This is a genomic window from Nostoc sp. PA-18-2419, assembly GCF_005869855.1.
GTDB lineage: Bacteria > Cyanobacteriota > Cyanobacteriia > Cyanobacteriales > Nostocaceae > Nostoc.
Genome location: NZ_SZNH01000002.1, coordinates 423,628 through 439,851 on the forward strand (window position 1 = coordinate 423,628; position 16,224 = coordinate 439,851).

The 16,224-nt window shown below is 40.6% G+C and carries 13 protein-coding genes; 4 read left to right on the forward strand and 9 right to left on the reverse strand.

Annotated features, from left to right (window positions below; genetic code table 11):
• Positions 1-248 precede the first annotated feature (248 nt).
• From FCR06_RS03650 to FCR06_RS03660, 3 genes are all read right to left on the reverse strand, one after another.
• On the reverse strand, positions 249-887 hold the full coding sequence (locus FCR06_RS03650; RefSeq protein ID WP_138497483.1) for a lysophospholipid acyltransferase family protein: 639 nt from the start codon (positions 885-887) through the stop codon (positions 249-251).
• A 109-nt stretch (positions 888-996) separates the two neighbouring features.
• Complete coding sequence (locus FCR06_RS03655) at positions 997-2,673, reverse strand: glycosyltransferase (protein WP_138497540.1); 1,677 nt, start codon at positions 2,671-2,673, stop codon at positions 997-999.
• 270 nt (positions 2,674-2,943) lie between these two features.
• Positions 2,944-4,188 (reverse strand): glycosyltransferase, encoded by a 1,245-nt coding sequence (locus FCR06_RS03660; RefSeq protein ID WP_138497484.1) that lies wholly within the window; start codon positions 4,186-4,188, stop codon positions 2,944-2,946.
• 1,330 nt (positions 4,189-5,518) lie between these two features.
• On the opposite strand from FCR06_RS03660, the gene FCR06_RS03665 reads away from it, so the two are divergent.
• Positions 5,519-5,722 (forward strand): hypothetical protein, encoded by a 204-nt coding sequence (locus FCR06_RS03665; protein ID WP_138497485.1) that lies wholly within the window; start codon positions 5,519-5,521, stop codon positions 5,720-5,722.
• Positions 5,723-5,924: 202 nt separating this feature from the next.
• Positions 5,925-6,179: a hypothetical protein gene (locus FCR06_RS03670; protein WP_138497486.1), complete on the forward strand. Its 255-nt coding sequence runs from the start codon at positions 5,925-5,927 to the stop codon at positions 6,177-6,179.
• 151 nt (positions 6,180-6,330) lie between these two features.
• Here the strand turns inward: FCR06_RS03670 and aroF are convergent, their stop codons facing one another.
• The 3 genes from aroF to rpsO all read right to left on the reverse strand — a co-directional run bounded on the left by aroF (position 6,331) and on the right by rpsO (position 8,646).
• Positions 6,331-7,389 carry a 3-deoxy-7-phosphoheptulonate synthase gene (gene aroF / locus FCR06_RS03675; protein ID WP_138497487.1) on the reverse strand — a complete coding sequence of 353 codons (1,059 nt, stop codon included), beginning with the start codon at positions 7,387-7,389 and terminating at the stop codon, positions 6,331-6,333.
• Positions 7,390-7,893: 504 nt separating this feature from the next.
• Positions 7,894-8,364, reverse strand: a complete 471-nt coding sequence (locus FCR06_RS03680; protein WP_138497488.1) for a PAM68 family protein — start codon at positions 8,362-8,364, stop codon at positions 7,894-7,896.
• Positions 8,365-8,376: 12 nt separating this feature from the next.
• Positions 8,377-8,646, reverse strand: coding sequence for a 30S ribosomal protein S15 (rpsO, locus tag FCR06_RS03685; RefSeq protein WP_138497489.1), 270 nt, complete (start codon positions 8,644-8,646; stop codon positions 8,377-8,379).
• Between the two features lie 682 nt (positions 8,647-9,328).
• Here rpsO and FCR06_RS03690 point away from each other — a divergent pair.
• Positions 9,329-11,440, forward strand: coding sequence for a TIGR00300 family protein (locus FCR06_RS03690; RefSeq protein ID WP_138497490.1), 2,112 nt, complete (start codon positions 9,329-9,331; stop codon positions 11,438-11,440).
• A 172-nt stretch (positions 11,441-11,612) separates the two neighbouring features.
• Here FCR06_RS03690 and FCR06_RS03695 read toward each other — a convergent pair whose 3' ends face one another.
• On the reverse strand, positions 11,613-12,923 hold the full coding sequence (locus tag FCR06_RS03695) for an aminopeptidase P N-terminal domain-containing protein (protein WP_138497491.1): 1,311 nt from the start codon (positions 12,921-12,923) through the stop codon (positions 11,613-11,615).
• A gap of 543 nt (positions 12,924-13,466) precedes the next feature.
• Here FCR06_RS03695 and FCR06_RS03700 point away from each other — a divergent pair.
• Positions 13,467-14,711, forward strand: a complete 1,245-nt coding sequence (locus FCR06_RS03700; RefSeq protein WP_138497492.1) for an FG-GAP repeat domain-containing protein — start codon at positions 13,467-13,469, stop codon at positions 14,709-14,711.
• A gap of 89 nt (positions 14,712-14,800) precedes the next feature.
• On the opposite strand, the gene FCR06_RS03705 is transcribed toward FCR06_RS03700, so the two are convergent.
• Positions 14,801-15,568 (reverse strand): MBL fold metallo-hydrolase, encoded by a 768-nt coding sequence (locus FCR06_RS03705; protein WP_138497493.1) that lies wholly within the window; start codon positions 15,566-15,568, stop codon positions 14,801-14,803.
• A gap of 3 nt (positions 15,569-15,571) precedes the next feature.
• Entirely contained in the window at positions 15,572-16,171 is a 600-nt protein-coding gene (locus FCR06_RS03710) for an anthranilate synthase component II (protein WP_138497494.1), read from the reverse strand.
• Between the last annotated feature and the right edge of the window lie 53 nt (positions 16,172-16,224).

A 16,224-nucleotide genomic window follows, 5' to 3' on the forward strand; every position in this document is an offset into this window, starting at 1 on the left:
GATAAAATCTTTAGAATAAAGCTCTTATATGATGTTTAATAAATCAATCCGTAATATGTCATTGCGAGTAAAACGACGCAATCACAACGTTTTCGGGATTGCTTCTCTACATTGCAATGACGGTTATTTGAACGGACATGATATTAGTGGAATTTCTCACAAGGTTACTGGTATATATTGAATTTCAGATTAGAGAAACCTAATAGCGATTGCCACMTCCCTAAAGTATATATTTGGACTTGTCTAATTCATCGTCCTAAATCATGCATTTGATTAATTACAGTAGTACACTTTTGTGTCAAAGTCTCCAATTCTTCTTTATTACTAGAATTGGGAGCCTCTATCAAGTTACCAATTCTGACTGTAATCGGAACTTTGCGGGGTATTTTCGAGCCTTTTTCTAAAATTTTCTCTGTACCCCAAACACTTACTGGTAATATTGGGGCTTTGGCTTTCGCCGCTAGCAGCAAAGCGCCTCTTTTGGGGTCTGTAATTCGACCATCTGGAGTGCGAGTACCTTGCAAGAAAACACCGACAGCCCAACTGTTATTTAGATATTCTAAGGCTGAGCGGATGGCATTGCGATCGGCACTTCCCCGACTCACCGGGTAAGCACCATACAATTTAATCGCTTGCGCCAAAATTGGGATATTAAATAATTCTTCCTTAGCCATATACGCCACTGGACGGCCTAAACAGTTAGAGACAATTGGTGGGTCAAAATAACTAGCATGATTACTTACTACCACCAATGGCCCCCATTGAGGGACATTTCCCGCACCATAAATGTTACCCCGAAAGTAAGCGTGAAGCATAGGGCTGACGACTGACCATTTAAAGGCGTGGTAAAGTGCCAGACTAATAAACGGCTCGCGGTTTTTGTCCACAGAAGATAATGCCAATTAGACTGAATTTAGCATAAGCGATCGCAACACCTAAGGCAAAGACAAAAAACAAGAGTCATAATGCGTTATGTATTCTTTCTCAATGGCGTTTCTACTTTAAGCTTGGAGCTTGCTGACAATGATAAAGTTGATATTTGTAGCCGTCTATGCTTGCTAAAGATTCAGTATCAGAGACGCATGTTTTGATGGCTTCTGCTACAGGGGCATGAAAGTTTACCAGCCACAAGTCAAAAGGCCGTGCTAAAGTCTTTAAACTATTTTCTAGAGCAATAGTGGAAGTATTCGGATCTCTATCTTGATGGGCAAGAAGAAACAGAGAATTTTGGGGTGAATTTTTCAGTTTAATTTCTCTCGCTATCCCCATCATTTCTCCAGTGTGTACATAAGTTTTGTGAGTGGTGGCAATCAGTATTGGCACTGGCGATACTTGTTGAATTAATTGCACAAAAAGGTCAGGGCGATAATATTTTTGATAGCCGAGATTACAGAGTACTGTGATGGCACTCGTAAATCCCATTAACCAAATTAAGACCACAGCTTTTTTTCCATTTATTCTCCATCTGCCAATATTTTTTCTTAATTCTCTGGGTGGATGCCAACAAACTGCCAAACTTGCTCCTAGTAAAACAATTACACTAGGAAAGTAAATAAAGTGGTAGCGAGCGCCTCTGGTTAGGTCAATTCCCAAAAAGTAAGTAAAGATAAAAAATAAAGCGTTAGCGCTGATAGCAACTCCAGCTAACACCTGAATCATAATCCGGTTTTCTAGGTGTTGCAATTGAACCTTAATCCCACGCACTAAAATTGGTACTGCCCAAATAAAGAAAATTAGCATTACCAATCCCGAAGCAATCACAACCAATAGTTGTGCAGATTCGACTGGTAACAGGGAAATCATTGTAATCCATGTTCCTAAAGCTTGAAAAATTGGGCTTATCCAATCTAGTCCGGCGCGGGAGCCTCGAATCCACTCGGTCAAATTATCGCGATTTCTATTTTCTAAAAAGATTGGTACCCAAATTAAACCTGCTACAAATGTACCTATAGCAACAGCATAGATGCGCTGCCAAGTAGAAGAAAGCAGAGAAAATTTTGTATTAGTTTGTTTTTGATGCCAAGCAAGAAAAATTAAGATTAGAACTTCAGTGCAAAGGGTAAGGCTGAAAAAGTAATGGGTAGCAAAACCTAAAGCATTAATTTCTACCCACAAAAGTGCTACCCACATCGGTAAAGGTGTGTGGTTTTGAAGATGACGTGTAGCAATTACTAAGCAGATTAGAGAACCAATTACCCACAAGGCTCCTAAACTGTAATGGCGTGCTTCTTGTGACAAAAAGATTGCGTAGGGTGATACTGCCATAATGGCAGCAGCTAAATTTCCTACCAATGGCGAACGAAATGCTACTCTACCTAATACGTAAACACAGGGAATAGAGATAGCACCAATTAAAGCTGGTAAACAACGCGCAGCAAATAGCGATACTAATCCTCCTTCGCTGGGAAATAATTTCATCCACAAGTAAGCTAAAACAAAATACAGTGGTGGATGGGTATCTTGTGTAACTACATTATGAATTACATCACCAATACTAGCGGCTGGGTTTAGTTGTAGTGGTTGTAATAGAATATCAGGTGCGATCGCTCTATCTAAGGGTACTGATAAAAAATTATTCCCCAAACTAAACACCAAAGTGCAAAATTCATCAGTCCAAGGAGGCTTTGCGGTCAAGTTCACTAAGCGTAAGCCGAAGCCGATAATCAACCACATCAAAGGATGAAACCAGCTAGGAAAAGGGAAGTCATACAAATTGTGCAAATTTATCTGTTGCAAGACTGAGATTTTACCTTTGTCGGGTCGAATCTGGGCAGTATACACAGGCAACAACAAGATAATCTTTTTGCAAAAATAGAATGCATCCCTAAAAAAAACTTTCATAGCCAGCTCTTACACTCATCAATCTGTAGATTTGACGTTTTAGATTTAAATTCGTTCTGAAATCTAAAAATAAAAATTCAAATCTCAAATCCTTCGTTGTGATTATTTCACATCGGTGATACGCCAGCTAAGTTTTAAATTCACCCAGAAATTCCAGACGGTAGCAACAGCGATCGCAATTAGATTAGCAATATAACGGTTAGGAATAAGAAAATTAAATATTAAATTTAATACCAGTACATTCAATACCAGTCCCGCTAGACAAATAGTGTTAAATTTCAAAAATCGCTTGCCGCGTTGATGCCATTCTTGCTGTCTGGCGCTGACATCGGCAAACGTCCAGGCATCATTCCAGAAGAAATTATTCAAAATTGCAATTTCACCAGCGATAATTTTGCTGCGTGTCAATGGCCAAGCTAAGGTAGTGGGATCGCTCAGTAAGTAAAGCACTACCATATCCACAAAAACCCCACTTAAGCCAACCAAACCAAAGCGCATGAACCGCCTAAATGGAAAGTTAACTTTTTTCTTAAACCGTCCCACCCTTCCTGTGGAAAGCCGCAACAGCACTAAGTGATGTATATAGTCTATATACTGCTTCCATGTGACTTTACTCTCGCCTTCTTTGCGTTCACAAAATACATATCCAACTTCCGCTAGTTGGTTGACTCTTCCTCGCCCAATTACCTCTAGGAGAATTTTGTATCCTACTGGATGAAGCATGGCATTGGCGATCGCACTCCGGCGCACCATAAAATAACCACTCATGGGGTCGGAAACTCTCCCTAATACCCCTGGTAAGATAATTAAACCTAACAACTGAGCGCCGCGAGACAATAAACGCCTAATAACACTCCAACTACTGACACCGCCTCCTTCCACATGACGGCTGGCTACTGCCAAATCTGCTCCCTGTTCAATACTACGCAACAGTTGCATCAGCACCTCTGGCGGATGCTGCAAATCTCCATCAATCACCCCTAGCACACTGCCTGTAGCTGATTGCCAGCCACGAATCACTGCTGAAGACAGCCCCCTTTCCTGTTGCCGCCGCATCACTCGCAACTGGGGGTATTCTGTTGTCAAAGATTGTGCTATTTCCCAAGTCCCATCTGGACTATCATCGTCTACGATAATTAGCTCATACTTTCCTGGAATGGATTCATCTAGTATCAGACTCAATATCCTAACTATATTCTTGACGTTGTTACGTTCTTTATAAGTAGGAATAACAAGAGAAAGCAGGATATATTCGCTACATTCATCTATATCACTACGAGGGTATTCGGAAATTTTGAGCGGTCCAGTTGGAACTGTTAATAGTGAGTTGGATGAGTTTGTTTTCATATTTCAAATAACACATGAAGGTGTGTAAATACTGAAGTCTATAAAACCCAAGATTTGCTAGCTTTATTGATTCAATCTGGTTTGCTCGACATTGTGTAATTACTTTTGTTACAGCTTACTCTTCTGAGAGTTTAGTAATTTACTTACTTTAATTTATAGGATCTTTACTAAATTCATCTAAATTTTATATTTCCCTGGTTCTTCATATAATAATCTTCATCTATCTATGTATTAATCTTTTGTACTATTAAGAACATAATTTAACATTAAATTAACTAGACCAGCAAATAGATTATTGATAAATCTTATTATTATGATATGTTGATATGATTAGCCCTAATAACTAAAGATTTCAAGTGGTATATCAATCTTATGGTACGGTAGTCGAAATTAGACAAATTTTGACACTTAGTCATCAGTAAAGTTGACAAAGTTTTATATATAGATATTAAAAACTTGACTATTTAGTAACATAAATATAGCAATTTTAATTTACGAGACTTCCCAGTGTTTATATCACCAGCTGGTTTAAAAACTTTGGATATAAGTTGATTATCGATGATTTAGGACTCTTATATATCTACTGTTAATAATTTTTTTATTAATGAAAAACTTAATCTCTAGAGAAAGATATTATTTTTTGATAAAGCTTGAACTGATAAAAATAAAGTTTACAGGAGTAAATATAAAGTAAAGGAGATAGAAGCGATAGAGTTTACCTTAAATCATAACTGTTATTGTGTTATGGGGTCAGGCGTGGATAATAGCGCTAACGCTAATATTTATATTTTTCATCACCAATCATCTGGAAATACGCTCCTAATATGATGTCCAACAAATCACTCTTAATATGTGATTGTCAATAAGAGACCCAATTACAATGTTTTTGAGATTACTTCCTTAGAGTCCCAATCATAGTTATATCAGCAGACTTGAGATAATACTAATTATCTAAAATTATGCAACAAATTCAAATCTACAAACTTAGATTTTTTCAGACTTACGTAATTAAAAGTTATTAACTATATAACTTGCTGCTTACGGGCAGGCGAGTATTATGAGTTGGTATAATACTATTTTATATTTGGGAATAAGTCTGAGCCGAGGTCTCTTAAGCTTAGATTTTTGATTGAGAATTTCTTTATCTTAAACGGTTCTATGAATACCTCTATTGCAATTTATTTTTCAATTACAACTGTTGGATAAAATTCTCAGAGGATTACCAAAATTTGCACCATAGTGTATTAAGTGGGTGTTAATAAGTTTTTAAAGTAGTTTTGATAAAATTGAGCCATCATTTTATCAAATAAGTTTTGGGAATCAATACTTGATGGACTTTTCTCTAGCGTATAAAGTCACCTCGTTGGCTCAAGACTATCGAACTTATATAGGAACACCTGAAAGCAAAATTATGGTGGCAAAGCTGTTTCACCTGAATTCACCACGCGATCGCTTAGGACAAATCATTCAAAAACTTACTCCAAAAATGGTTAATTTTGTTGGTACTGAGGAATTCGTCACTTCTGAGTATTAAGCTTATGTTTATCAAGAATTACTATTACAACCAGAGAATGATTTTTATAAATTTTATCTATGACATTAGTCACGATTCAACTAATTACCTTTTTCACTAGCGTATATTTCTTTCCAATTCTATTATTTAGTTGTCCAAGAGGTTAATACTTTATAAAAATTTAATCTCTTCAATCTTTACATCATAGAAGGAAAGATTGCGAATGAGTATTAAAAAAATGCTTGCTAGTGCAGCGCTAATTTTACCAATTGCTGTTACTTTTATTCCTTCCCAAGCCGAGGCTCAGATGAGATGGCAAGTTAGGCGACCAGTTCCTGTCAGAACAATTAGAAGACAAGCACGAGTTAGGGTTTATACCCCTGCTCAAGCGAGAAGGAGAATATTGGTTCCTGGACGTTGGGTGCAGACAAATCGTGGTCGTCGGTGGATACCCGCTCATTATATATATAGAAGATAAAAGGGTATTAGGTAATGAGGATAAGGGAAAGGGGAAAGAGCCAATTTTTCTTTTTCTCCCTTGCCCTTGACTCCTGCTGCTCTACCTTTTGAGTCCCATTGTCAGTCCCTTTTAACTTCTTTACACCTAAGTGCTTAGCATGTTCAAAATTTTATACTAAAGATACTGCTGGTTGTTGCCAGCGTCCCACTGCCTTACCAATTACTGCCAATTCTTGCATCAAGCTATCAAAACGTTCTGGTGTCAGAGATTGGGGACCATCGGATAAAGCTTTGGCCGGGTTGGGGTGAACCTCAATCATCAGAGAATCTGTACCAGCTGCGATCGCCGCCATTGCCATTGATGGCACAAACTCAGACCAACCTACCCCGTGGCTGGGGTCAATCATAATTGGTAGGTGAGTCAGCTTTCGCAACACTGGCACCACTGATATATCTAGCGTATTTCGAGTGTACTGGCGGTCAAAGGTACGTATTCCTCTTTCACACAAAATTACATTCGGATTACCAGCTGCCAAAATATACTCGGCTGCCATCAACCAATCCTCAATTGTAGCTGCCATTCCCCGCTTTAAAAGAACTGGTTTTGACTGCGATCCTACTTTTTTGAGCAAAGAGAAATTCTGCATATTCCTTGCTCCCACCTGAATCACGTCAGCAACTTCGGCAATTTTATCTAGGTCAACGGCATCCATGACTTCTGTAATAATACCTAGTCCGCTAACTTCTCGTGCCTTTGCTAATAATTCCAAAGCACTCTCGCCGTGTCCTTGGAATGCGTAAGGTGAAGTCCGGGGCTTATATGCGCCTCCACGCAAAAACTTCGCCCCTGCGGCTTTGACACGCCGTGCCGTCTCCACAATCATTTGTTCATTTTCTACAGAACAGGGGCCAGCTACAACTACTAAGGGATGGTGTTCGCCAAATACCACCGCTTCATTAGGTGTGTTAACCACCACATCCGAAGCTTCCCCGTGGCGAAACTGGCGGCTAGCTCGTTTGTAAGGCTGCTCTACCCGCAATACCTGCTCAATCCAAGGGCTAAGTTCTTGAATTTGTAGTGGATCTAAACTGGCGGTTTCACCTACTAAACCAATAACTACTTTGTGTTTGCCAATAATTTTTTCTGGAGTTAGACCCCAGCTACATAATTCCTCGTCAAGGCGGTTTATTTCCGCCTCTGGGGAACCACTTTTCATTACTATAATCATCTTAAAGTTCCTGATTTACTGAGTAAATTTTTTGTAAATGAACGTAACCTTTATTGTTACGTATTTGCTTAATTAGAAATAGTTAAAACTAAATTTATTTACAAAATAAATAGACAAAATGTACCAACTAGTAATTTTTTTCCTAGATTAGTCCAAATTGGGTATAAAAATAATCATTTAATTTAGATTAGCAATGCTGAAGTTTTGAAGAATTCACGAGCAAAGCCACAGACGCTCCGCCGAGGTGTCAGAATTGCTGTATCAATTGGAGCCTGACTGGGGGATGATAAGTGRGTTTAATAAACACGCTAAATTTTATGTTGTCGGAGACGCTCTTACTAGGTTGCTTAAGAGCAGAGGTACGATTATAGCAGTCTACTATTCGCGCTTGTGTCAAAGCTAAAGCTGCCGAGGATCTAAACTTTTTTGTAAGGGAGTGGCAGTTTCCAATCCCCCACTTCTTGTTCTAAATTCTGAATTCTGAATTCACCAATTCTCGATTGTTCAAGAGTTTTTTTGCCGAGTTTCGCGCCAAACTGCCAGCATTCGTCCCCAATTAGTGCCAAATTCACTCAAACCGAATAGACTTCCGGCTCTTTCTTCATCCCATGAGGCAGAGAGAACCCCATAGGTTATCCCTAATACTCCTAAACCAAATAATCCCATGTTTACCAATAACACGGCAATGGGAGCTAATTTGATGTTGAAGTAGATAGCAAGTAAATAGCTGACAATCAAGGTACCAATGGCTAAAGCTGTTGGTACACCACAGAACACAGCTACCCGTCGAACCATCCGCTGGCTGACTACTTTAGGAATTGCCATTTCTTCTTTGGTGTAAGGCCGCTTTTGATCAGCTTGGTTACTGGGTTGCTGTGGCGTTGCTGCCGATTTAGTTGAAGTTTTTAAGGGTTTTTGGCGCTTTTTGTTTGGTTCAAAAGGTAAGCGTTCGCGTTCCGATTCTTCAGCAGACATAAGCGATCGCTCCTAACCCCGAATACCGAGACGAGCAATTAAAGCTAGGTACTTTTCGCGGCTTTCCTTCTGAATATAGCCTAGAAGACGCTTGCGCTGACCAATGAGTTTCAACAGTCCCCGCCGGGAAGAATGGTCTTTTTTGTTTGCTTGGAGATGTTCGCTGAGACGGTTGATCCGCTCAGTTAACATCGCAACTTGGACATCAGCCGAACCAGTATCGGTTTCGTGGACTTGGTAGTTAGAGATAATTTCTTGTTTCCGCAGTTGCGTCAAAGCCATGATCGAATTTTTAGTTTTTCAATAATGTATGCAGCAGTCTCCCATAATATCACAGCCCTCAAGTTGGATGTGGAATCATCTGCTGTCGAATTTGCAGCGAATTGTTAGGGAACTCTAAAAAATAAATTATCCCGTTTGAAGTTGCTGACCAAGCCCCGTTGGGGCGGGTGTGGGGGGTTGGTGTGGGGGAAGACAGCCCCAACACTGGATACAAGCCTCCTCTTTTAAGAGGAAAAAAGAAGAAAATGTTTTTCGAGACGCAAAGCGCGAGAAAAATAGTGTCATTGTTTGAAACCTTCTTTAAAGAAGAGGTCACTAACCACGCAACCCGACACCCCACACCCTGTTCATTGTTGACTGTGAGCAAGGGAATATTTTTTTATTCGTCAGTCTCTTCGTAAACTATTCAATTCCAACTAGAAATTAACAGACTGTTCTTTTCCTAGACTCTGGAGTGTTGACTTATGATTACCTAAGATGTTATTATCGTCTGCCGCATTAAATACACTAAAGCAAAACACAGCAGTAAAATAAAGCGATGGCTGCGCCACGTCTGCGACCAATACACCTTTGCAATCACCAAGATATCCGCTATCAAAATGTAGAGCGATAGTAGCATATTTGACAGACGAAATTAGAAAAACAAAAATCTGTATCCCAATAAAACGCTTGTAAGATTTTTATGACTTCCCGGATTCGCTTTTTGATGTGTCCCCCCGATCACTACGACGTAGATTATGTGATTAATCCTTGGATGGAAGGGAATATTCACAAATCATCGCGCGATCGCGCTGTAAAACAGTGGCAAGGATTACACCACCTCCTTAAAGAACATGCCATTGTAGACTTAGTACCAGCAGAGAAAGGCTGGCCTGATCTGGTCTTTACAGCCAACGCTGGCTTAGTACTAGGAAAAAACGTTGTATTAAGTCGTTTTTTACACAAAGAACGTCAGGGAGAAGAACCTTTCTTCAAACAATGGTTTGAGGCAAATGGTTATATAGTAAATGAACTTCCCAAAGATTTGCCTTTTGAAGGAGCAGGAGACGCGCTGCTTGATCGGGAAGGACGCTGGTTATGGGCGGGATACGGTTTCCGCTCAGAATTAGATTCTCACCCTTATCTAGCCAAATGGCTAGATATTGAGGTACTGTCCCTGCGACTGATAGACGAACGTTTCTATCACTTAGATACCTGTTTTTGCCCTTTAGCAAATGGCTATTTGCTATACTATCCAGGCGCTTTTGATTCTTACTCCAACCGCTTAATCCAAATGCGAGTCGCACCAGAAAAGCAAATCGCAATTGCGGAAGCTGATGCAGTGAATTTCGCTTGTAATGCGGTGAATGTGGAGAGCATCGTCATCATGAACAAGGCGAGTGATGCTTTGAAGTCATGCCTTGCAGATGTCGGTTTCCAAGTGATTGAAACGCCACTGACCGAATTTCTCAAAGCTGGTGGTGCAGCTAAATGCCTAACTTTGCGGGTAACAGAACCAGTCAGGGAAGAACTTCATGCCAATGTCTCGGTAGAAAGCCGCGTCATTCGCATGGAAGGACACCTGTTAGACACTGGTTTGATTAACCGCGCTCTCGATTTGATTGTAGACGCTGGCGGAAGTTTCCAAGTTTTGAATTTCAACTTAGGAGAACAGCGCCAAAGTACATCAGCCGCTGAGGTGAAGGTATCAGCACCATCTCATGAAGTGATGGAAGAAATCATTTCACGGTTGATTGATTTGGGTGCTGTAAATTTACCCCAAGATGAGCGAGACGCCAAACTAGAGCCTGTAATTCAAAATGGAGTAGCGCCGGATGATTTCTACGTCAGTACAATCTACCCGACCGAAGTGCGGATTAATGGTCAGTGGGTGAAAGTAGAAAATCAGCGAATGGATGGGGCGATCGCCATTACTCAAACTGCCAATGGCTTAAAAGCAAGGTGTAAAATCCTACGCGATTTAAAAATTAGCGAACAGGTAGTTGTAGACGTATTAGGTATCCGCACCATCAGGAAAACTGAATCGCGGGAACAACGCAGCACCCAAGAATTCAGCTTTATGTCGTCGGGCGTTTCCAGCGAACGCCGGGTGGAATTAGTCGTAGAGCAAGTAGCTTGGGAATTACGTAAAATCCGCGATGCTGGTGGTAAAGTAGTTGTTACGGCTGGCCCTGTAGTGATTCACACTGGTGGCGGCGAACACCTAGCGCAATTAATTCGTCAAGGATACGTACAAGCGCTACTCGGTGGGAATGCGATCGCTGTTCACGACATTGAACAAAATATTATGGGTACCTCGTTGGGTGTGGACATGAAGCGGGGTATCGCCGTGCATGGTGGACACCGCCATCACCTGAAGGTAATTAATACCATTCGCGGTTACGGTAGCATTGCTAAAGCGGTAGAGGCGGGAGTGATTAAGAGTGGCGTTATGTATGAATGCGTCCACAACAATGTGCCTTTTGTACTTGCTGGGTCGATTCGGGATGATGGGCCTTTACCTGATACCCAAATGGATTTGATTAAAGCGCAAGAGGAATATGCGAAAAACTTGGAAGGTGCAGAGATGATTTTGATGTTGTCATCAATGCTGCACTCCATTGGGGTAGGAAATATGACTCCGGCAGGGGTGAAAATGGTATGTGTGGATATTAATCCAGCTGTGGTGACTAAATTGAGCGATCGCGGTTCTGTAGAATCAGTGGGTGTAGTCACAGATGTCGGATTATTCCTCAGTCTTCTGATTCAGCAGTTGGATAAATTAACAAGTCCCTATATTAATAAGGTAAGTTAAAAAAGAACCGCTTCAGAAACATAGAGAAGTTTGACCCACAGCTATCAAAAAGTTTGCAAAAGTGTATTTCAAAATAATCAAATTTTCGTTTTGGGATAGCAGATACTATCCCAATTTTTTATGACAATAATAAAGCCGTTATCCGCGATAATTAAAAATTATGACTGTTTTTTTATCGTTCGACTTCATCCACTGCTTTCGGAACTCCCGCAGTTAACACCTCATGTCCATTAGATGTAACTAATACATCATCCTCAATGCGAATACCAATCCCAATCCACCGAGGATCGGTCTGTGGTTGGTCTTCTGCTAATTTGGTATCTGGTACAATGTAAATTCCTGGTTCCACTGTCAAAATTTGACCTGGTTGTAAAATCTGCGGTTTATCTTCACCGTGCTGGTAAACTCCCACATCATGGACATCCAAACCTAACCAATGACTAGTCCGGTGCATATAATATGGTTTATATTTTTCTTCTTCAATTAACTTGTCAATTTCACCTTTGAGAATACCAAGCTCGATTAAACCTTCAGTCAGCACACGTACTGCTGTATCGTGAATCAATTTGAAGGAATTACCTGGTTGTACTTGGGCGATCGCTTGTTTTTGTGCCTCCAAAACAATCTCATATAATGCCTTTTGTTCTGGTGTAAACTTCCCTCCTACAGGAAACGTTCGTGTAATATCAGAGTTGTAATAACCGTAGGCACAACCTGCGTCAATTAACAGTAATTCTCCATCCTGCATTTGCCGATTATTCTCAATGTAATGCAACACGCAAGCATTGACACCGGAAGCCACAATAGAAGGATAAGCCGGACCGATACCACCCCGCACGCGAAAGATGCGTTCCATCTCCGCTTGAATTTCATATTCATAACGTCCGGGTGCTGCGATTTCTTGGGCGTAATTGTGTGCTTCAATAGCGATCACCGCAGCTTCGCGCATTAACTCTAATTCAGCTTCACTTTTAATCAGTCTCATGCTGTGAATCACAGTCCCGGTATCTTCAATTGCAACGGGTCCTGTACCGCGTTTGGGATAAGTTTGGAGTAACCGTTGATAATGTCTCAAGATTATGTCATTAAAAGCGCGATCGCGTCCTAAGTGATAATAAATGCGATCAGCTTTTTCCAAATACTGCGGTAACTTTTCATCTAACTCATTAATTGGGTATGCTTCATCAGCACCATAAATTTCTTTGGCTGCATCTATCCCACTGCGATAGCCACTCCATACTTCCTTTTCCCGATCCTTAGGTTGAACAAACAACACAAACCGATGTTCTGCGTGATGCGGTGTTAAGACTGCAACAGCTTGTGGTTCGTTAAATCCAGTTAAGTAGAAAAAATCACTGTCTTGACGATAAACATACTCGACATCGTTGTGCATCACTGCCATTGGCGCACTGTGAAAAATAGCGGTACCATTACCAATTTTTGCCATTAACTGGTCGCGACGCTGCTGATATTCTGCTTGCATAGCTAATATATTTATGAAGTATTGTTCTATTTTACACTTTTGATAACTAGAGCAGGCAAGGGTCATGCCTGTTAATAGTTGCTAATCTAAGCTATTTTAACCAATATTTGTTTTAACTCAAGCTATAAATTCTTGGATAATAATCAATTATCTCCAAAGCTTCTGTTTTAGCGTGTTTATAAATTTGTAAAAAATACGTTTAGTGTAGATGTTTTTTAAATAACTGATTGATTATTAAAAATACAAGTAGATTTTTGATACAGCATCAAAATGTCAAAAAAAATAGATAAAAGCAATAGTAATTTATTAATAATTGATAATATTATTTAGAATACATTCTAATATTTTTTAATTGTTTAAATGAAACTTGAAAGTTTTGTTAACATCATTTAAAATAAATATCTTTTGTCTTTATTAATTGGAATTTAGAAAAATAAAATAGTTATAAAGAAAACTTTAAAGCTTAGCAAATGTTATTTAGCTACAGAAAGAGATATCAAAAAAAAGTTAAAAAAATATGACAACCAGTCATAAAAATACACCATGTTTGGAAGTACAAATTCCTCCAGCTTGCCTATAAACCAATGGGCATCAGATTCCTTCAGAAAATCACAAATCTTGGTATCCTCTTTTGATAATATAAATACTCCAAATTCTGATTCATTTTTTAGAATCAGCAGTTCCTCACAAGCACTACAAAATGAATCGTTGACCCAGCCTATCAAAACCTCATCAAATCCCAATCCTAATCCTTACTTAACTAGTGCGGCGATTACTCCTGACTTTAATGGTGATGGTAAAACGGACAAAGTTTGGGTCAATTCTGCAACTGGTGAGATTATCATTCGGTTGATGGATGGAACAAAAGTTCTCGAACAGGGTTCTCTAGGCACATTTGACCTATCTGCCTATGATTACAAAATTGCTGACTTTAATGGAGATGGCAAAACCGACTTCTTGTTACGCAATAAGACAACCGGTGAAAATAGTATTGCGCTGATGGATGGAACCAAAGTTGCTAATGTGGCTTCTCTAAGCAGCGTTGATCCAGCGTGGACTCCAAATATTGGCGATTTCAACGGCGATCGCAAAACTGATATCTTCTGGCATAATAGCACAACGGGTGAGAACGCTATTTGGGAGATGGATGGCACAACGGTTGTGAATGCAACTGTTTTAGACACCACTGACCCAGCCTTAACTCCTAACATTGTTGATTTCGACGGCAACGGCAAGAGTGACATCTTCTGGCGCAATCCAACAACCGGCGATAACACCGCTTGGTTTATGGATGGCACGCAAAAGACTGAACTAGCCCTGCAATCACAAGACCCGGCCTGGACTCCTACCCTTGGTGATTTCAACGGTGACTACAAGACTGATATTCTGTGGAGAAACGCCCAAACTGGTGAGAACAAGGTTTGGACGATGAATGGCATCTTAGTCACAGAGGGTGCTCTCAAGACACTTGACCCAGCCTGGACTTCTAAAATTGGCGATTTCAACGGCGATGGCAAGACTGATATCTTTTGGCACAATGGCACAACTGGTGAGAACACCGCTTGGTTGATGGATGGGACATCAGTAGCTACTGAAGCCTTCTTACCCGCTAATAATGCAGGCTTGACACCATCTCTTGGTGATTTCAACGGCGATGGTAAAACAGACATCTACTGGCGCGATCAGGCAGGAGGTGCAGATAGCATTTGGACTCTAGATGGGACGACAGCTACTCAAAATCCGATTAGCGATGCTGATAAGCTTACCTCAGAGTGGTATACATTCTAAAACCAGAATTTAGAAGTCAGAATTCAGGAGTAGGGAGTTAGGAGTTACTGTTATCGACTGTGCTTCTCATCTCCCTCATCCTCTATTAATCAAAACTTGTAACTCAAAACCTGAATTATGCTATTTTGGGGTAAATCTTTAGGATTAATGGAAATAGTATCTGTGCTGCTACGCTGCACTGTCATTCCTTGCATTAAGGCCAGAAAATCATCGAGTGGCGAAATCTCACATGCAGCAGGATCGGCAGCCTGTGTGCGGTAATGGGTGGGAATTACTATCTTCGGATTTAATACTTCAACGGCCTGCTTTGCTTCTTGAGCATTGTAGGCTTTTGCACTGCCACCTACTGGAATAAATAGTACATCAGGACGCCCCAAGAGAATTTTTTGCTCAATAGAAATAGGTGCAGCAGCTCCCCCTAAGTGCAGGACATTAATTCCGCCTTGTTTCCAACTCCAAGCAGTATTGGAGCCAAACTGCTTACCACCTTTGCGATCGTGGTCTATAGCAACTCCTTGGAATTTAATGCTTTTGAACTCATAAACTCCCGGTTCATAGATTAGTTTTGCATTCCCCGGTAGTACGTCCACAGCACCTTCATCCAGCAGTTGGCTGCTAATCAGCACTAAATCTGCTGCAACTTTTGGCGGACGATACTTGGCAGTACAGCCGATCGCTCGAAATGGATTGACGAGAATTTTTGCACCACTACCAGTAAAAAGGAAGCAAGTATGACCCAACCACTGAACTGATAAACCGCTAGACTGTGCGTCAGCCCGAAGGTGGGAACCTAAGGTAGTAACTGAAGCTGTGACCAACCCGGCCCCAGCATAACCCATCAACTGTCGTCGTTTCATTAATTAGGCTCTCGACTGTAACTGTTGGAGAAAGTTTCGCAATAGCAGTTTTCCTGATGATGTCAGGACGCTTTCTGGATGAAACTGGACGCCCTGAATCTGAGGATAGTTCCGGTGTCGCACTCCCATGATTGTGCCATCTTCAACCCAAGCGGTGATTTCTAGCACATCAGGGCAAGTCTCGCGTTCGATGACTAAACTATGATACCTGGTGGCGGTAAGCGGATTTTCTAATCCTTGGAAAACCCCCACCCCAGTATGAGACACCTGAGAGGTTTTGCCATGCATCAACTCTGGAGCAGAGACTATTTTACCACCGAACACTTGACCGATACTTTGATGTCCTAAACAGACCCCTAAAATTGGCAACTCTTGCCCCAATTCCTCGATTAACTCTAGGGAAATACCCGCATCTTCTGGACGACCAGGTCCAGGAGAAATAACCACAGCTTCAGGCTTTAATGCCCAAATTTCATCTWTAGATATTTTGTCGTTACGAAAAACTCTAATATCGGCTGCTACTGGGAACTCTGCTCCCAATTCTCCCAGATATTGCACCAGATTATATGTAAAACTGTCGTAATTGTCGATGACTATTAACATAATTAAGGAAAAGATTACAAATTGCAACTGACAGATATAAAACTGTCATATGA